A 17,179-nucleotide genomic window follows, 5' to 3' on the forward strand; every position below is an offset into this window, starting at 1 on the left:
AACCGGTGCCGAGACAGCAAAATCAGGGGAGTATCACAACCACTTTATCATGATTAACCATACGATAGCCTGAGATGCATAAGCCACTGCTTACCACGGATTTTCTCGACCGTGCGCGGGAATACTACGGGGACAAAGAGGCTATCGTCGCCACGACCGGTGAGCGCTTCACGTACGACGAGTTCGGGGAACGAGCCGACGGGTTCTCGGCGGCGATGGCTGCCCGTGGCATCGAGAAGGGGGACCGGGTGGCCGTCTTGGACCCGAACACGCACTACCAGCTCGAAGCGGCCTACGGAACCATGCAGCTGGGCGCGGTCCACACGCCGCTGAACTACCGGCTCGTGCCGGACGATTTCGAATATATCCTCTCGGACGCCGAAGTCGACGCCGTTTACGCGGACTACGAGTACGCGGATAAAATCGAGCCGATTCGCGACGAGGTGCCCACTGATATCTTCGTCACCAACGACACGGATGCCGTCGACGGCGACTGGGAGTCCTTCGACGAAATCATCGAGGAGGCGGGAACCGACTACGAGCGGCCAGAGATGGACGAGGACGACCTCATCACCATCAACTACACCTCGGGAACCACCGGCGACCCGAAGGGTGTCTGTCGGACCCACCGGACCGAGACACTCCACGCCTACATCGTTGCGCTCCATCAGGAAATCTCGGACGACGATGTCTACCTCTGGACGCTCCCGATGTTCCACGTCAACGGCTGGGGGCACATCTTCTCGGTCACCGGGATGGGCGCGAAACACGTCTGCACCCGCGGTGTTGATGCCGAAGGCATCTTCGACGCCGTCAGGACTGAGGACGTGTCCTATCTCTGTGGCGCGCCGACGGTGCTGAACATCCTTGCGGACCGCTACGAGGACCACGACGGGGAGATCGAGACGACCGGTGCCAACGACGTGCGCATCGCGACGGCCGGCAGCGCGCCGCCGGAGGCCGTCATCCGAACCGTCGAGGACGACTTCGGCTGGTACCTGAAACACGTCTACGGCGCGACCGAAACCGGCCCGCTCGTCACGACCTCGGACGCTCGCCGCTTCTTCGAGGACGGCAGCGACGCCCGCTTCAGCGTCAAGAAGCGCCAGGGCATCGGCTACCTCGGGACCGATGTCCGGGTCGTCGACGAGGACGGCAACGACGTGCCACACGACGACGAGACGCTGGGGGAAGTCGTCGTCCGCGGCAATCAGGTGATGGACCGCTACTGGAACAAGCCCGAACAGACGGAGGAGGCCTTCTCCGACCGCGTCGAAGGGTACTACCACATGGGCGACCTGGCGACAGTCGACGAGGACGGCATGATCGCCATCCGCGACCGCAAGAAGGACATCATCATCTCCGGCGGCGAGAACATCTCCAGCATCGAACTGGAAGACACGCTTTACGAACACGACGCCGTCAGCGACGTCGCGGTCATCCCCGCGCCGAGCGACGAGTGGGGCGAGACGCCGAAGGCCTTCGTCGTCCCGAACTCCGGTGACCCCGACAACCCGGGCGTGACGGCCGAGGATCTCCGGAACTTCACCCGAGAGGAACTGGCAACCTACAAAGTCGTCCGCCGCGTCGAGTTCGTCGAGGAACTACCCACGACAGCGACCGGGAAAGTCCAGAAGTACGAACTCCGCGAACAGGAGTGGGAAGACGAGGACGAGATGGTCGGCCAGGGATAGAAACAGCCAACAGACGGAAAAACATCAGAAAGGTGTAATATTCTTCGGGACGAGATATAGTCCAGACTGACCATTAACGGCGTCGATATGTCACCTTCTGAGTACAGAGACGGTCTTTTAATTCGGCGTCCTGTAATGTGTGACTACTGGGCAAAGTTATGACTGATATCGCTGGGACGATGCGTATTCTCCACGTCGACGACGAGCCGGGATTCGCCGACATGACGGCGACGTTTCTCGAACGCGAGGACGACCGGCTGGACGTGCAGGCCGCGACGAGCGTCGCGGCGGGACTGGAAATCCTGACCGACACCGACATCGACTGCGTCGTCTCCGACTACGACATGCCTGACCGGAACGGGATCCAGTTCCTCGAAACCGTCCGCGAGGAGTACGGTTCGCTCCCCTTCATTCTCTACACCGGCAAAGGCTCCGAAGAGATCGCCAGCGATGCGATTTCGGCCGGTGTCACCGACTATCTACAGAAACAAAGCGGCACCGACCAGTACGCGGTGCTCGCGAACAGAATCACGAACGCTGTGGAGTCTCAGCGCGTCAAACGCGAGCGCAACCGCCAACTCGACGCCATCGAGACCGCACAGGAAGGAATCAGCATTCTCGACGAAGACGGGACGTTCATTTTCGTCAACGAAGCCTACGCCGACCTCTACGGCTACGAACCGGACGAGATGGTCGGTGAGCACTGGGAGCTACTGTATCAGGCGGAGGACATCCCGCGAATCTACGACGAGATCGTCCCGACTGTCGATGAAACTGGGTACTGGAGTGGGACGACGACCGGGCTCCGTGCCGACGGGAGCACGTTCACGGAAGACCACGTACTCGCGCGGACCGACCGCGGTGAACTGGTCTGTACTGTCCGGGATATCTCCGACCAGCGAGACGGCGAAGAGGAACTTTCCCGGATCAAACGTGCCATGGACGAGGCACCGGTCGGGATCACGATTACCAGCCCCGAACAAGATGATAACCCGATCACCTACGCCAACAGGCAGTTTCTGGAACTGACCGGCTACACGGAGTCGGAGGTGTACGGCCATAACTGCCGGTTCCTGCAGGGCGAGGAGACCGAATCCGAGCCGGTCGACGCGATGCGAGCGGCCATCGACGCAGACGAACCCGTGTCGGTCGAACTCCGGAACTACCGGAAGGACGGAACGATGTTCTGGAATCAGGTGACTATCGCCCCGGTCCGCGACGACGACGGAACAGTCGTCAACTACGTCGGATTCCAGCAGGACATTACTGAACGGAAGGAACACGAACACCGCCTCAGAGCTCTCAGTGAGTCTGTACAGAACCTCCTTCAGGCAGACACACGCGAGGAAGTCGCCGAGATCGGCGTCGACACGGCGTGCACTGTGCTCGGGCTCGAAGCGAACACGATCCACCTCTACGACGAGGGCGACCGGACCCTCGAACCGGTCGCCGCGTCCGACGCGATATACGACCTGCTAGACGATTTGCCGACCTTCACGCCCGGAGGCAGCATCGCGTGGCGTGTCTACGAGTCCGGCGACGCGCTCGCCGTCGATGGCGTCCATGCCGACCCCGACATCTACAACCCGGACACGCCGATCAAGAGCGAGCTATATCTCCCGCTCGGCGAGCACGGAATCCTGCTGGCCGGTTCGGAGACGGCCGCGGCGTTCGACCAGCGGGACGTCGTCCTCGGTGAGATCCTGGCCGGACACGTCACCAGCGCGCTCAAGCAGGTCGAAGGGACCGAACAGTTGCGCGACCACCAGCAGGAACTCGAACAGCACAACGACCGGCTCGAAGCGTTTACCAGCGTCGTCTCCCACGACCTGCGGAATCCGCTGACCGTCGCCGAGGGACGACTGGAACTAGCACGCGAGGAGTGCGAGAGCGAGCATCTGGCCGCTGTCGAGCGGGCACACGAGCGGATGGACACGCTGATAACGGACCTGCTCACGCTGGCACAGGACGGGGAGACGGTGACCGACCGCGAACCGGTCGCGCTCGCATCGCTCGTGGAAGATTGCTGGACGAACGTCGAGACAGCCGATGCCACGCTCGTCACCGACATCGACCGGACCGTCCTGGCAAACGAGAGCCGTCTGAAGCAGCTATTCGAGAACCTCGTTCGGAACGCGGTCGAGCACGCCGGGGCGGACGTAACCGTGACGGTCGGGGCGGTAGACGACGGGTTCTACGTCGCGGATGACGGCCCCGGCATCCCCGAAGCCGACCGCGACACCGTGTTCGAAGTCGGCTACTCGACGAGCACGGAGGGGACCGGGTTCGGGCTCAGTATCGCCCGGAAGGTCGCGGAGGCCCACGGCTGGGAAATCAACGTTCGCGATAGCGCGGACGGTGGTGCACGCTTCGAGGTTACCGGCGTCTCGTTTGACGAGGTGTAGCGACTGTCGAGGAGTCGTTTGCGGTTTTGCTGGCACTCACTGGGAGCCGGTCGTCGCCTCGCCACTGTTCGATGGTGAGCAGACGCGATCTATCTGGAGGAGATGTCTCTGCCCCGTTCGTCCGCAAAAACGTCGGCAAGTCGTGTTCCGTTAGTCTTCGAGCGCGTCGGCGATGCGGTCGAGCGAGCGTCGCATGTCGTGGACTTCGTCCCGGAGCTTTCGCATCTCACGGGCGAGTTCCTCGTTGTCGTTGCCGCCCGATTCCTCGTGCTGCCCTGGCGGGCCGCCGCCCATGCCGCCGGGGCCGCCCGGACCGGGCCGCCGGGGCCGCCGCCCATCATGCCGCCCATCATCTGCGCGAAGGGGTTGCCCCCGCCCATGCCGCCGGGGCCGCCGCCACCGCCCATCATCTCTTCCATGCGCTCCTCGCGGCTCATCTCTTCGCCGTCACCCTCGCCTTCTTCGCGCTCCTCGGCGCGCTGCTGTCGGATCTCCTCGACCCGCTCGCGGAAGGACTTCTCCTCGCCGCCGTCCTCGGTCGCGTCCGCCGATTCGTCAGCGTTTTCGGGTTCATCGTCTGCCATACGCCCGGTTTTGGTTGGCCCGCTGAAAAGGGTTGCCGTCCAGAGATAGCCCGAGTAGACAGCTGGTCAGCGGGGGCGCTGGTCCGGAGAATCGCGCTGTCTTCGGGGGGTTCGTCGCCCCGGTACAGTTAGCCGAACTCATATCAGCGATGGCGCTGCAACTCGCCTGAGACCTCGGAACAGTGAAACGGCGACTGCGGGCGCTTGACATGGATGGTGCCGGGCTCAGGCGAGCCGTCGGACCAGCACCGAGAGGCCGAGCCCACAGGCGAGCACCACGGCGAGGTTGAACGCCGCGTTGAACAGTGGCCGATACCTGTCAGTCACGAACGTGTCAATCGCCGACGACGCGGAGAAGTAGAACTGCAGTGTCGCGATGAGCGCCACGAGCGTGAGAATAGCGAACACCGCCCACTGCGCGTAGATAGCTATCGCCGGACCAGAGTCGCCGTCTGGCTCGTCGACAGTGTCGCCGGTCTCCGCGTCGATATCCTGTGCCACTGTGTCGGTGTTGGAGGTATCACTCATTGGTCTGTCTCCGTGCGATGAGGAGCGCGCTTGCGAGGACCGCAATCAGGCCGGCCAGCGCCGTGAAGCCGGGACCTTCTTCAGCCATCGTCTGCCGTGGTTCGTCCATCTCTCGTTCTTCGGGGCGGTCCCGTTCGAAGTCGCTGGACTGGAAGCCGACTTCCTGTCGTGTTTCGTTCTCCTGGAGGCGCTCCGTCGGATGCAGGTTCGCCGGGGAACTTTCGGTCCCGACGATGACGCCGTCGGAGAGCAGCATGCCGTCGAGCCAGTAGTTGTAGCCGTCAGGCACCGTCAGCTGGGTTCTGACGATCTCTGTTCGGCCGGGGCGAATCTGGCCGACCCGTACGGTCGACTCGTCGGCGATGACGTTCGAGTCGGCCTGCCGCGCCCGGAGCCGGAGCGAAAGGTCATCAGACGGGTCGTTGCCGGCGTTCGTGACGTACACTGAGACGTTCAGTGTCGTCCGGTTGTCCGAGACGCCGTCGATTCGGTAGGTGATGGAATCGAGCGGGACGCCGGCGTTCTCGAACCGCTGGAAGGTCACGCTACTCCGGGCGTACGCCGGCGTGAGCGCGTCGACGTTCTGGACCGATTGCTGACCGGTCTCGACGCGGTCACCGTCCTCGTAGACGATTGTGTCGATACGATAGCCGCCTGCCCGCTCGACCGTGATGTTCGACCGCACCGATACCTCTCGTTCCCCTTCTATGTCTCCGACTGACTGCCGCGTCGTCGTCGCGACGAGGCCGGTGTCCGCGTCGATGGCCCGCGTCTCGACGGTGACGTTCTCGGCGGGACCGCCGCGGTGCGAGAGCCGGGCGTCGATAGAGAGCGTCACTGTCTGGCCGTCGACCGACGCCGGTTCGATGGTCGTCTCGCGGAGGTCGAGATAGCTCTCGCGAACGTCGTCCTGTGGTTCGGAGAGCGCGCCGGGGACCGCTGTTGCACCGATGAGCATGGTCAGGACGACCACGACCACGCCACCGGTCAGGAGGGTTTCACGTCGCACACGAGGATGGGCAACAGCCGCCACTAAATGTCTTCTGCACGGACAAGTACGGATTACAGCGACGCCAGTCTCGCGTGTTACCTGAACGCACCGAGACTCGACTGGAGGTCGCGGTCCGTTCCGCCGTCTGTGAGTTCGTAGCCGACGAGCTGTCGGAGGTCGACGGCGTAGACGCTGCTGTTGTTCTCAAGCACAGCGACTCGCCCCTTCGTCCCCCGGACAGTCCCCGTCGCCAGGGTTTCGGCCATCGGACGGTCCGAAAGGGACAGGTCGTACTCGAAGTCGTAGGTCGCCAGCGGGTCGTAGCGCTCACAGAGCGACGCCCACCAGTCCGTGTCGACGGACTGGTCGAATCCCGATATCTTCGTGGGAACTCTGACCCGGTCTCCCAACTCGACGGCGATGTCGGCCTCGACCTGCCGGGCGATTCGGCCGTCGGCGACGGTCCGGAGGTGGGCGGCCCTGTCGGCCCCCTGCTCGCGGAGCCGCGTCTCCAGTCGCCAGGATCGGGTGACGCCGACCTTGACGACGTCCGGCGCAAACGCCGCCAGATACACCGCGTGTTCCTCGTCACACGTTTCGAGCGGCTTGTTGCAGTCCCCGGTACAGCGGGCACACGGCCAGATGTCCGTGTGTTCTGGACAGTACGGCGCGGGGTCGTTGTCGCATCGAAAATGCTGCTCCCCGTCCACCGCGCCGGCGCAGTGGCGCTCCCCGAGCGTATAGGAGAGTTCGGTTCCCGGGTCAAGTCGCTCAGTAGTGACGCTCCCGCCCTCGGCTAACAGGAGCGCGGCGTGTTCGTCGACCCGTGCGCGGTAGCCCACGACCTGCACGTCCGGCGGTTCGGTGCGGAGCCGCAAATGGCTGCCGGGACGACGTTTTTGTGTTTGTCTGTCATATCTCCCGACATGGCAGACCTACAGCTCCGTAGTCCGGCCTTCGACGACGGCGAGCGCATCCCCGAGGAACACGGCTACTCGGCGGCGAACACGAACCCCCCGCTGGAGGTCGAGAACGTCCCGTCGAACGCGTCGTCGCTCCTCCTCATCGTCGACGACCCGGACGCCGAGGAGCCGGCCGGGAAGGTGTGGGACCACTGGCTCATCTGGAACATCCCGCCGGATATCGACCGGATTCCAGAGGGATGGGCACCCGACGAGGCCACAGAGGGACAGAACGACTTCGGCGAGGTCGGCTGGGGCGGTCCGAGCCCGCCGGACCGGGAGCACACGTACCGGTTCCTGCTGTACGCGCTAGACACGACGCTCGACCTCTCCCCGGCAGCGGACAAGGACGACGTGTACGACGCGGCCAGCGGCCACGTCGTCGAAAAAGCGCAGCTGAACGGTACGTACCCGGCCTGACGCCGCGCTCAGAGTTCTTCGAGTAGTTCGCGGGTCGACTGCCGCACCGCGTCGTCGCTCGACTGTTCGGGCTCCCAGCCCAGTGCCGAGAGCTTGTCGACGGAGAGGCGCATTCGGGGCACGTCACCCGTCCAGCCGCGGTCACCGCCGGTGTACTCGTACTCGGGGTCGATGCCCATCTCGTCGGCGACGATGCTGGCGATGCGGTCGACTGACGTGGTGGTCCGCGTCCCGAGATTGAACACGTTGTGGTCCTTGTCGGCGTGTTCGACGGCGAACAGCATCGCGTCGATGCACTCGGAGATGTGCATGTAGGACTTCTCCTGGCGGCCGTCGCCGAGAATCGTCAGCGTCGACGAGTCTTCGGTGAGCTTCTCGATGAAATCGGGAATGACCGCGCCGCGCAGGCGCGGGCCGACGATGTTCGCAAACCGGAACACCCACGACTGGATGTCGTGGCTGTGGGCGTACGTCGAGACGAGCGACTCCTCGGCGAGTTTCGTCGCGCCGTAGACGCTGATCGGTTCGAGCGGCGCGTAATCCTCCGGGGTCGGCCGCGGCGCTTCGCCGTATACAGTGGACGACGACGTAAACACGAGGTTCTCGACACCGGTCTCCTGCATCCGTTCGAGGATGTTGTACGTGATGTCGCTGTTGTCCTCGAACTGTCGGCGGGGCGTGTCCGTGTCGACCAGTTTCGACGCCGCTAGATGGACGACGAGGTCAACATCGCTGGTGATAGCCTCGGCGACGGCGTCGGGGTCGGTGAGGTCACCATCGAGGTAGGTCGCGCCCTCGTGGACCCACTCGGACTGCCCGTTCGCTTCGTTATCGACGACGACTACGTCGTTGTCCGGAACGAGGCGCTCGACCAGATGCGACCCGATAAAGCCCGCCCCGCCGGTGACGACTATTCGCTTCTCTGATACGTCCATAGGTGCGATGCTTCCCATGCGAGAAAAAACGTTGTGGTCGCGGCCGATTCCAGGGGAATCCGTACCCCAGTAACGGATGACAACGTCGTTTTATAGCTTCCCCTGTGAGAGTCGGCTATGACTCGATTCACTCGCCGCGGGCTGCTGGCGGCCACCGTCGGCACTGTCGGCGCGATGGCCGGCTGTGCCGGCGGTAGCTCGGAGTCGGAATCAGCCGGGACAACGGAGACGCCGACGCCCCTCCCGGGCCAACCGCTCTCAACGCCGGTTGCGGGCGACCCCGGGGCCGACGTGACCGTTGCGGTGTACGAGGACTACGCCTGTCCACATTGTGCGACCTACTCGGAATCCGTTTTCCCGCAACTCCGCGACGACTACCTCGCTGACGGAACCGTCCGCTACGAGCACCACGACTTCCCGATTCCGGTCGACGAGGAAGTCTCGTGGCAGGCCGCAAGCGCCGCGCGCGCCGTGCAGGACAACGTCGGCGCGGCGGCCTTCTTCACGTATTCCAAGCGCCTGTTCGCGAACCAGAACCAGCTGGGCCCGGACACCTACGCCGAACTGACGGAGGGACTGGACGTCGACGGCGAAACGGTTCGAGCGGCCGCGACGGGGAAACTGTACCGCCCGACAGTCTCCGGCGACCGCGATGCCGGTATCGACCGTGGCGTCCAGGGGACGCCGACCGTGTTCGTCAACGACGAGCGGGTCGAGTGGAGCGAAATCGCCTACGAGCCGGTCCGATCAGCCATCGAAGCGGCACGGAGCGACGGATGAAAGAGTCGCCGCAGGTGACGGTGCTTCGACTGGGCCACCGGCCCGGCCGGGACGAGCGGATGACGACCCACGTCGGTCTCACCGCACGCGCGCTCGGGGCTGACAAAGTCGTGCTGGCCAACGCCGCTCGCAATCAGGCCGACACGGTGATAGACATCACCGACCGCTTTGGCGGCCCCTTCGACGTGGCCTCGACAGAGAAACCGAAGCGGCTCATCCGTGATTTCGAGGGCCGCGTGGTCCACCTGACGATGTACGGCGAACCGGTGCAAGATATCGAGGGTGATGTCCGCGAGGCCCACGCCGAGGAACCGCTGCTGGTCGTCGTTGGCGCAGAGAAGGTCCCGTTCGAAGTGTACGAACACGCCGACTGGAACGTCGGCGTCACCAACCAGCCACACTCCGAGGTCGCTTCCCTGGCCGTCTTCCTCGACCGCCTCTTCGAGGGCCGGGAACTGGACCGCGAGTGGGAGAACCCCGAGAGAGTCGTCGTCCCGCAGGAAACCGGCAAACGAGTCGTCGACCCCGACGAGTAGCGATACCCACGCAGTTGTGCCGCGGGCCTTTTATCGCTCGACGCTAACTGTGGTGCAGATGTCGCGTCATAACGTGTTGCTCGTCGTCGCTGACAGTCTCCGCGCCCGGAACACCTCAGTCCTGGGCTATCGCCGGGAGACGACGCCTTTCCTCGACGCCTTCGCCGAGGAGGCGACGGTGTACACACAGGCTCGCAGCCCGAGCAACTGGACCGTTCCCAGCCACGTCAGTATGTTCACTGGCCACGAGGTCCACGAACACGGCGTCGACCACACCGCTAGACTCGACGCCGGCCACACGATCTTCGAGGAGCTTGCGGGAGCGGGCTATGACACGGGGTTGTTCTCCGACAATCCGTTCCTGACCGACCACGAATCGGGGCTCGACGAGGTGTTTCAAACGGCCATCGGCTCACCCGAGCAGTACGACTCGGCCTACGAGACGAACGGCTCGCTGGGCGACTGGCCCAACGGCTTCTGGTACGCCGACCGGACGCTTGAGTGGATCGACAGCCGGGAGAGCGAGTGGGCCGCCTGCATCAACCTGATGGACACCCACCGGCCGTACGAACCACTCGCCGAATACGACGAGTGGAGCGACGAGCGCTCCCGCGCACTCCAGGAGTCGATGGGTTTCAAGTGGCACTGGGAGTTCCTCTCGGGGAACCTGTCGCTCGGCTTTGCCAGCATTCTCGAACAGATATACGACGGCGCGGTCCGGCAGGCCGACGCCATCTTCGAGACACTGATCCGCGGACTGGACGAACAGGGCGTCCTCGACGACACGCTGGTCGTCTTCGCCGGTGACCACGGCGAGGGCTTCGGCGAGCCAACGGCAATCCTCGAGGAACCGCCGGCCGTCAGCCACCGCATCGGGACTCACGACAGTATGTATCACGTCCCACTCGTCGTCCGTGCCCCCGGCCAGCGGGAGGGACACCGCGTTACCGATCTGGCGACGCTCAGCCGGTTCCCCGACGCCGTCCGCGCGATGGCACTCGGCGACGGCAACGCGGACGGCCCGGCGTTCGCCTCGCCGAACGGGACCGTCGTCGCGTCCCAGGCCCCCATCGGCCCGGCGATGCGCGAGGAGGCCGAACGGATCTGTGGCGACGCCGCACCCTTTGCGAAGCACGCCCGACTGGTCTACCACGACCGGCCCGGCGACGAGGTCCGAAAGCGGGCGGCGTGGGGCGACAGTGCCCACGAATCCGTCATCAAGGGCTGTGGCGGCACGGTCGAGGACCGCGATATCGACGCCACTGTCGTCCGGAACCACTTCGACAGCGACCGGTACGCCGACGTGGATATCGCGACGCTACTCGATGGCTACACCGAGTTCGAGGACGCGTCCGACACACAGTTTGCCGGGGCGCTCGACGACCGGCTGGAGGCACTTGGTTACAAATGACAGCACCCCACACCGAACTAGTCCTCGTAGTCGCAGCCGACGAGAACAACGTCATCGGCCTGGACGGCGGCGTCCCCTGGCACTATCCCGAGGACGTGCGCCAGTACAAGGACCGCATCGCGGGTCACCCGGTCATCCTCGGCCGCCGGACGTTCGATTCGATGGACCCGCTAACTGACTGCTACACTGTCGTTCTGACGACCGATGATAGCCGGAGCGCCGACTCCGAGACGGTCGAGTACGCCACGACGCCGCAGATAGCCGTCGATGCCGCCGCCCGCGCTGGCGCAACCGAAGCGTTCGCTGGCGACGACTCAGCCGAACCGAGCGACTCGCCACCCGTCACCTACGTCATCGGTGGCGAGGCGGTGTACGACCTGTTTCTCCCGTTTGCCGGCCGGATTTTTCTCAGCCGCATCCACGAGCGAAACGAGGGGGACCGCTACTTCCCGGACCTGGGAGCGGAATGGACGGAATTGTCCCGGGAGTTCCACGACGGGTTCGACGTTATCGAATACGAACAGGCGTCGCCGCGACCGCTCGACGACCTCTGACTGTTCATCAGGGGAAAACCGACTAGAGTTGTCACTGTCTGGGAAATCACAGCTATTAAAGTAATACAAGTGACTAGTATATTGTAACAACTCGCGATGCTAGACAAAATCAAAAAATCCGTATCGGACGTACTCTCGGGTGGGAAACGGCAGTCGGACAGCGGACCACAGGCCGGAGCAGTGACGGAGAAACGAGTCAAGGCCAGTTCTGCCGGGGATAGCGGTACGGACGCGGCCGACGGACCTGAATCGAATCTCTACGAGTGCCCCTCCTGTGACTCCGTCTTCGTCGCTATCGACAAAGAGACCTGTTCCTCCTGCCGGACCTCGGTCGAGAAAATCGAATAGCGGGGTTGTCGAGGTCGTCGCAACGGGTTCCAGTGCTGGTGGTATTACAAAGGGACTGCTGTCCGTCGTTGTGGCCCGTTTGCGGGCACATCGGGAACTCCCCGACAGCATCATGGCCCCGGCCTCTGCGTCAGCGTTCGAGAGAGGACGACCCGATGGTTTTAACCACATGACTCCCGGATGTGCGGGTAATGGCTTTTGAGGAACTCTTGGAGGACCCCGTCATACAGAAGTACCTCCACGAGCTGGTCGGACCGAAAGGGATGCCGGTCGCCGCCGCGCCGCCGGACGGCGAAGTGACCGACGAGGAACTGGCCGAGGAGCTCGGGCTCGAACTGAACGACGTGCGCAGAGCGCTGTTTATCCTCTACGAGAACGACCTCGCGACCTATCGTCGGCTCCGCGACGAGGACTCCGGGTGGCTCACGTACCTCTGGACGTTCCAGTACGAGAAGATCCCCGAACAACTGCAAGAGGAGATGCACCGCCTGCTCGACGGCCTCGAAGAGCGCCGCGAGTACGAGCGGGAAAACGAGTTCTACCTCTGTGAACACTGCGGCATCCGCTTCGAGTTCGGCGAGGCGATGGAGTTCGGCTTCGAGTGCCCCGAATGTGGCAACCAGGTCGAGACGATGGAGAACACCCGTCTCGTCACCGCGATGGAGAACCGCATCGAGGAGCTCAGAGACGAACTGAACGCTGACGTGGACGTGGAAGCCTGATGGTCGTCCTCGGTACAAAAGTGTACGTCGCCGGCGACGCCCGGGACCGTACGCTCGACGGCCTGCGCTCGATGGTCGGCAACGAACTCGGTGACCTCGACGTGGCGTACGACATCGGCCTCCGGGACGACGAGTTCCCGTCAGTGACCGTCGACGGCCCCGACGAGACGGTCGCGAAGAACCTGCTGCGCGAGGAGTTCGGCGAGATGGTCGCCGACCACGAGGACGGCGAGACGTACGTCGGAACGCTCGATAGCTGGGACGAGGACGGCTTCGTCCTCGATGTCGGCTTCGGGCAGACGGTCCGAATTCCGGCCGATCAGCTCGGTCTCGGGCAGGGGACGCCCAGCCAGATCCGGAAGCGGTTCGGACTGGTCCAGCACCTTCCGCTCCGGTTCGTCGCCGGCGACCCAGCACGCCTCGCGGAGGTCGAACAGGACCGACTCTACGAGTGGACCCGTGGCGACAACGGTCGTATCAACGCGAACAGCGTCACGCGCTCCGAGGCGCGTGCAACAGTTAACCGTGCCGGCCACGCACAGGACATCGTCACTGTCGAACGCATCGGCCTGTTAGAACAGAGCATCATCTGCAACCCGGACACCGACCCGCCGGGGCTGCTCGCCGACATCGGGCAGTACATGCCGTCGGAGCTGCTGGCAATCGTGCCCTGACTTTCGAGCTATGAAACGCCGCCATCTCCTGTTGGTCGCCGTTCTCGCACTGGTCGCCCTTTCGGGGTGTAGCGGCTTCTTCGGCTCCGAAGAGGTCGACCCGGAGCGGCTGAACGAGAACGCGAGCTACGACTGGAATACCTCGGCAGACGGAACAATCGTCATCGAGGAATCGAGATACACCGCCGTCTACGCCGTGGAGAACGAGACCTCATTTGACGTGTACACCGTCGACGGCCTCGGGCGCGAGCGAAGCGTTCCCATCAGTGCGCTTCGGTTCCGGTACGCGAACGGGACGGTCGTTAGCGCCGCAAACTCCTCGCTGAGCGCTTCGGAGAGTCGCCAGCGAACGACAGTCAATCTCTCCGGGAACGTCTCCGGAAAGGTGGGCTACTCGGTCGCTCGGACCGGCAAGCGCTTCGCTTCCCCCACGCTCGTCGAGGACGGCTCGTACACGGTCGTGCTCCCGCCCAACACTGGGGCCGGGATTCCGTTCCTCTCGCGAATCAGCCCGGGAGGCTACGAGTCGGAGACCGTCGACGGCCAGCAGGTCATCCGCTGGGACGAGGTGACCTCTGACCAGATCGTCGTCCGATACTACCTCGACCGCGACCTGTGGCTGTTCGGCGGCCTGTCGGCCATCGCCATCGTCATCGGCGTCGTGGGGACGCTGTACTACTATCGGCAGTTGCAGGAAGTGATTCGCCGACGCAAGGAGGCCGGTATCGACCTCGAAGAAGAGGACGGTGACGACGACCCGCGGGACCGTGGTCCGCCGCCAGGGATGCGTTGAGGCCGGATCGAAAGCGAGATCCGACGCGTTTCGCAGGCGCTAACCGGGTCACTTTTTCGCGTCGGGCGTACACACACGGCTATGAGCAACGGGTGGTTCGCCGGGCTGGACCCGGACGACGACGCGGCCGCTGTCGAACAGATAGAGGCCGGGCGAGCCGACACGCCGGAGGACTGGCCACAGCAGGCCGTCGAGGCAGGGTTCGCAGACGACGAAGCGGCCTACTACGACCGCCTGCACGAGGTGACGATGGCGGCCACCAGTGCGGCGGTCGCCGAACGAGAGGGCGCTGACGACCAGCAGCTCGTCCACGCGGTCCGGGCGATGGCCGACTGCGAGCGCACGGCAAACGAACTCGCCGAACGGGTCGCCGAGTGGGGCGGGAGCCGGCACGGTGATAGCGGGAGCGGCGTCGAGTACGCTCGCTCGCTGGCCGACCGAGACGACGAGGACGAGGGAGACACTGCCCTCCGGGCGCTCGCCGAGCAGACGGCCGAGCTGGCCGACGAGGCGGACTCGCTCCGAGCGTACATCGAGCGGACCGCGCCCGCTGTCGCGCCGAACCTCTCGATGCTGGCCGGGCCGGTGCTTGCGGCCCGCCTGATTTCACTGGCCGGCGGCCTCGAAGCGCTGGCGAAGAAACCGAGCGGGACGGTACAGGTCCTCGGCGCGGAAGACGCGCTGTTCGCACACCTCAAAGGGAACGCGCCGTCCCCGAAACACGGCGTCATCTTCACCCACGAGTACGTGCGCGGGACCCGTCGTGCGGACCGCGGGTCTGCCGCGCGGGCGCTGGCCGGGAAGCTCTCAATCGCCGCTCGCGTCGACCACTACAGCGGCGACCGTCGGCCGGACCTGCAGGCGGAACTCGACGGGCGTATCGAGCGGATTCAGGCCCGGGCCGAGGAGGGCGACGAATGACGCTCCCGACTGGCGTCGAGCGCCACGACTTCGACGGCGAGACGAGCCTCGCCACGCAGGGTCAGCCGGTGTACGGCGAGCGGACCGACGGCGACTGGCGGCGGTGGGACCCGCACCGCTCGAAGCTCGGCGCGATGCTCGAACAGGGGATGGACACCGGTCTGGAGGGCGGTGAGACCGTCCTGTACCTCGGTGCGGCGGCCGGGACGACCGTGAGTCACGTTGCCGATTTCGGCGGCCCGACCTACGCCGTCGAGTTCGCGCCCCGGCCCGTGCGGGAACTGCTGGACGCCGCGGAGAGCCGGCGGAATCTCTTCCCGCTGCTCAAGGACGCACGCAAGCCTGAGAGCTACGCCCACGTCGTCGAACCGGTCGACGTCGTCGTGCAGGACGTGGCGACCAGGGGGCAGGCTCGGGTGGCGACGCTCAACAAACAGTTCTTGACTGACGACGGGCGGCTCCTCGCGGCTATCAAGGCCAGAAGCGAAGACGTGACCGCCGACCCCGACGCCGTGTTCGACAGTGTGCGTACGGAACTCAGCGCTGAGTACGAACTGCTTGAGACGGCGCGTCTGGACCCGTTCCACGAGGACCACCTCGGTATCGTTGCCCGGCCGCGAGAGGACTAGTTGGGATTGGTACTGCCCGCGATAATCGTCCGAGACGGAATCCAGTTGTGCGGGCTGAGCGGGCGGGGACGGAAGGCTTTACCGGGTCGATTCCGATGTTCTGAGTAATGGACGCGACGGGATCTGCCGAGCATTTTACCCGGATGGGGACGCTCGGCATCGAGGAAGAGTTCTACGTCGTCGACGAGTTCGGTCGCCCGACGTCTGGCACGGACGAACTCGTCTACGAGACGGAGCCGCCTGCGGTTCTCGACGGCCGGCTCGACCACGAACTGTTCAAGTGCGTTATCGAGACGCAGACGCCGCGTATCGACGACCCGGCCGACGCTGGTGAGCATCTTCGGTCAGTCCGGGATGCGCTGGTCGACCACGCCGAAGCGAACGGGTTCGGTATCGCCGCTGCTGGACTGCACCCGCTGGCGAAGTGGCGCGAACTCGAACACGCCGAGAAGCCCCGGTACAAGTCCCAGCTAGACCGAATCCAGTACCCACAGCACCGCAACACGACCGCAGGCCTGCACGTCCACGTCGGCGTCGACGACGCCGACAAGGCCGTCTGGGTGGCGAACGAACTCCGCTGGCATCTCCCGCTGATGCTTGCACTGTCGGCGAACTCGCCGTACTGGAACGGCTTCGACACCGGGCTGCAGTCCGCCCGCGGGAAGATATTCGAGGGCCTGCCCAACACCGGGATGCCGACAGCGTTCGACGACTACGACGCCTTCGAGACCTACGAACGGCGGATGCTCGAAACTGGTAGTATCGACGACCGCGGCGAACTCTGGTTCGACGTGCGACCGCATTCGGGCCACGGCACCGTCGAGGTACGTGCTCCGGACGGGCAAGCCGACCCGGACCGGGTGCTGGCCTTCGTCGAGTACGTCCGCGAACTCGTCGTCGATCTCGCCGAGCGCTACGAAGACGGGGAGTCCGGCCGGCGACTCCGCCGGGAGTTCCTCGACGAGAACAAGTGGCGTGCAATCCGCCACGGCCAGTCCGCAGAACTGATATCGCGTGACATCTCGACGACACGCTCGGTCGAGGAACTGGTCGAGATGGAGAGCGACCGGCTGGGTATCGACGGACTGTGGGAGCTGTACGACCGCGAAAGCGGGGCCGAGCGACAGCGCCGGCTTCGTGCGGAGGAGGGGGTCATGGCGCTCGCTGACTCGCTTCGCCTGTCCTGATCTGGGCTGTCGTCCGCGGCCGGACTTGCCTGCTCGATACTGCGGAGCGACAGGAGAGTCTGAGCCAAGGGTTTTTATCCAGCTGTAGCTTTTGTCCTCACAGAG

The 17,179-nt window shown here is 64.5% G+C and carries 18 protein-coding genes and 1 pseudogene; 14 read left to right on the plus strand and 5 right to left on the minus strand.

All coding sequences use genetic code 11. The features are described 5' to 3' along the window. Positions 1–74 precede the first annotated feature (74 nt). Positions 75–1,694 carry a long-chain-fatty-acid--CoA ligase gene (locus tag SG26_RS15400; RefSeq protein ID WP_050038044.1) on the plus strand — a complete coding sequence of 540 codons (1,620 nt, stop codon included), beginning with the start codon at positions 75–77 and terminating at the stop codon, positions 1,692–1,694. 158 nt (positions 1,695–1,852) lie between these two features. Then, positions 1,853–4,099: a PAS domain-containing protein gene (locus tag SG26_RS15405; RefSeq protein WP_050038045.1), complete on the plus strand. Its 2,247-nt coding sequence runs from the start codon at positions 1,853–1,855 to the stop codon at positions 4,097–4,099. 150 nt (positions 4,100–4,249) lie between these two features. Here the strand turns inward: SG26_RS15405 and SG26_RS15410 are convergent. The 4 genes and pseudogenes from SG26_RS15410 to SG26_RS15425 all read right to left on the minus strand — a co-directional run bounded on the left by SG26_RS15410 (position 4,250) and on the right by SG26_RS15425 (position 7,080). Beyond that, a pseudogene (locus tag SG26_RS15410) lies at positions 4,250–4,683 on the minus strand (hypothetical protein). A 225-nt stretch (positions 4,684–4,908) separates the two neighbouring features. After that, entirely contained in the window at positions 4,909–5,211 is a 303-nt protein-coding gene (locus tag SG26_RS15415) for a hypothetical protein (RefSeq protein WP_050038046.1), read from the minus strand. Beyond that, entirely contained in the window at positions 5,204–6,220 is a 1,017-nt protein-coding gene (locus SG26_RS15420; protein WP_050038047.1) for a PGF-CTERM sorting domain-containing protein, read from the minus strand. The genes SG26_RS15415 and SG26_RS15420 overlap by 8 nt, the downstream gene beginning before the upstream one ends. Before the next feature lie 77 nt (positions 6,221–6,297). Next, the gene (locus SG26_RS15425) at positions 6,298–7,080 is read right to left on the minus strand and encodes a DUF2797 domain-containing protein (protein WP_079980831.1); all 783 of its coding nucleotides are present in this window, start codon (positions 7,078–7,080) and stop codon (positions 6,298–6,300) included. A 48-nt stretch (positions 7,081–7,128) separates the two neighbouring features. Here SG26_RS15425 and SG26_RS15430 point away from each other — a divergent pair, with 48 nt between their 5' ends. After that, entirely contained in the window at positions 7,129–7,584 is a 456-nt protein-coding gene (locus SG26_RS15430) for a YbhB/YbcL family Raf kinase inhibitor-like protein (protein WP_050038049.1), read from the plus strand. Between the two features lie 8 nt (positions 7,585–7,592). Here the strand turns inward: SG26_RS15430 and SG26_RS15435 are convergent, their stop codons facing one another. Beyond that, positions 7,593–8,519 (minus strand): NAD-dependent epimerase/dehydratase family protein, encoded by a 927-nt coding sequence (locus SG26_RS15435; RefSeq protein WP_050038050.1) that lies wholly within the window; start codon positions 8,517–8,519, stop codon positions 7,593–7,595. 117 nt (positions 8,520–8,636) lie between these two features. On the opposite strand from SG26_RS15435, the gene SG26_RS15440 reads away from it, so the two are divergent. The 11 genes from SG26_RS15440 to SG26_RS15490 all read left to right on the plus strand — a co-directional run bounded on the left by SG26_RS15440 (position 8,637) and on the right by SG26_RS15490 (position 17,074). Then, on the plus strand, positions 8,637–9,299 hold the full coding sequence (locus SG26_RS15440) for a thioredoxin domain-containing protein (RefSeq protein WP_050038051.1): 663 nt from the start codon (positions 8,637–8,639) through the stop codon (positions 9,297–9,299). Beyond that, positions 9,296–9,835, plus strand: a complete 540-nt coding sequence (locus tag SG26_RS15445) for a tRNA (cytidine(56)-2'-O)-methyltransferase (protein ID WP_050007209.1) — start codon at positions 9,296–9,298, stop codon at positions 9,833–9,835. Before SG26_RS15440 ends, SG26_RS15445 begins: the two co-directional genes overlap by 4 nt. A gap of 58 nt (positions 9,836–9,893) precedes the next feature. After that, entirely contained in the window at positions 9,894–11,246 is a 1,353-nt protein-coding gene (locus SG26_RS15450; protein WP_050038052.1) for a sulfatase, read from the plus strand. Further along, entirely contained in the window at positions 11,243–11,800 is a 558-nt protein-coding gene (locus tag SG26_RS15455; protein ID WP_050007210.1) for a dihydrofolate reductase, read from the plus strand. Before SG26_RS15450 ends, SG26_RS15455 begins: the two co-directional genes overlap by 4 nt. 96 nt (positions 11,801–11,896) lie before the next feature. After that, complete coding sequence (locus SG26_RS15460; RefSeq protein WP_014040333.1) at positions 11,897–12,148, plus strand: hypothetical protein; 252 nt, start codon at positions 11,897–11,899, stop codon at positions 12,146–12,148. Between the two features lie 191 nt (positions 12,149–12,339). Then, complete coding sequence (gene tfe, locus SG26_RS15465) at positions 12,340–12,870, plus strand: transcription factor E (protein WP_004592762.1); 531 nt, start codon at positions 12,340–12,342, stop codon at positions 12,868–12,870. After that, complete coding sequence (locus SG26_RS15470; RefSeq protein ID WP_014040334.1) at positions 12,870–13,544, plus strand: DUF2110 family protein; 675 nt, start codon at positions 12,870–12,872, stop codon at positions 13,542–13,544. Before tfe ends, SG26_RS15470 begins: the two co-directional genes overlap by 1 nt. A 10-nt stretch (positions 13,545–13,554) precedes the next feature. Then, a complete protein-coding gene (locus SG26_RS15475) occupies positions 13,555–14,337 on the plus strand; it encodes a DUF5803 family protein (RefSeq protein ID WP_014040335.1) in 783 nt (260 codons plus the stop codon). A gap of 81 nt (positions 14,338–14,418) precedes the next feature. Next, a complete protein-coding gene (locus tag SG26_RS15480) occupies positions 14,419–15,258 on the plus strand; it encodes an NOP5/NOP56 family protein (RefSeq protein WP_050038053.1) in 840 nt (279 codons plus the stop codon). After that, complete coding sequence (locus SG26_RS15485; RefSeq protein WP_008309199.1) at positions 15,255–15,887, plus strand: fibrillarin-like rRNA/tRNA 2'-O-methyltransferase; 633 nt, start codon at positions 15,255–15,257, stop codon at positions 15,885–15,887. Before SG26_RS15480 ends, SG26_RS15485 begins: the two co-directional genes overlap by 4 nt. A 107-nt stretch (positions 15,888–15,994) precedes the next feature. Next, positions 15,995–17,074, plus strand: coding sequence for a glutamate--cysteine ligase (locus SG26_RS15490; protein WP_050038054.1), 1,080 nt, complete (start codon positions 15,995–15,997; stop codon positions 17,072–17,074). Positions 17,075–17,179: the final 105 nt, after the last annotated feature.

The sequence above is a fragment of the Haloarcula sp. CBA1115 genome (assembly GCF_000827835.1).
Classification (GTDB): domain Archaea; phylum Halobacteriota; class Halobacteria; order Halobacteriales; family Haloarculaceae; genus Haloarcula; species Haloarcula hispanica.

Excerpts from the sequence above, each read along its gene's own strand:
- SG26_RS15400 (WP_050038044.1), top strand. The coding sequence starts at position 75 with ATGCATAAGCCACTGCTTACCACGGATTTTCTCGACCGTGCGCGGGAA.
- SG26_RS15405 (WP_050038045.1), top strand. The coding sequence starts at position 1,853 with ATGACTGATATCGCTGGGACGATGCGTATTCTCCACGTCGACGACGAG.
- SG26_RS15415 (WP_050038046.1), bottom strand. The coding sequence starts at position 5,211 with ATGAGTGATACCTCCAACACCGACACAGTGGCACAGGATATCGACGCG.
- SG26_RS15430 (WP_050038049.1), top strand. The coding sequence starts at position 7,129 with ATGGCAGACCTACAGCTCCGTAGTCCGGCCTTCGACGACGGCGAGCGC.
- SG26_RS15435 (WP_050038050.1), bottom strand. The coding sequence starts at position 8,519 with ATGGACGTATCAGAGAAGCGAATAGTCGTCACCGGCGGGGCGGGCTTT.
- SG26_RS15440 (WP_050038051.1), top strand. The coding sequence starts at position 8,637 with ATGACTCGATTCACTCGCCGCGGGCTGCTGGCGGCCACCGTCGGCACT.
- SG26_RS15445 (WP_050007209.1), top strand. The coding sequence starts at position 9,296 with ATGAAAGAGTCGCCGCAGGTGACGGTGCTTCGACTGGGCCACCGGCCC.
- SG26_RS15450 (WP_050038052.1), top strand. The coding sequence starts at position 9,894 with ATGTCGCGTCATAACGTGTTGCTCGTCGTCGCTGACAGTCTCCGCGCC.
- SG26_RS15455 (WP_050007210.1), top strand. The coding sequence starts at position 11,243 with ATGACAGCACCCCACACCGAACTAGTCCTCGTAGTCGCAGCCGACGAG.
- SG26_RS15460 (WP_014040333.1), top strand. The coding sequence starts at position 11,897 with ATGCTAGACAAAATCAAAAAATCCGTATCGGACGTACTCTCGGGTGGG.
- tfe (WP_004592762.1), top strand. The coding sequence starts at position 12,340 with ATGGCTTTTGAGGAACTCTTGGAGGACCCCGTCATACAGAAGTACCTC.
- SG26_RS15470 (WP_014040334.1), top strand. The coding sequence starts at position 12,870 with ATGGTCGTCCTCGGTACAAAAGTGTACGTCGCCGGCGACGCCCGGGAC.
- SG26_RS15475 (WP_014040335.1), top strand. The coding sequence starts at position 13,555 with ATGAAACGCCGCCATCTCCTGTTGGTCGCCGTTCTCGCACTGGTCGCC.
- SG26_RS15480 (WP_050038053.1), top strand. The coding sequence starts at position 14,419 with ATGAGCAACGGGTGGTTCGCCGGGCTGGACCCGGACGACGACGCGGCC.
- SG26_RS15485 (WP_008309199.1), top strand. The coding sequence starts at position 15,255 with ATGACGCTCCCGACTGGCGTCGAGCGCCACGACTTCGACGGCGAGACG.
- SG26_RS15490 (WP_050038054.1), top strand. The coding sequence starts at position 15,995 with ATGGACGCGACGGGATCTGCCGAGCATTTTACCCGGATGGGGACGCTC.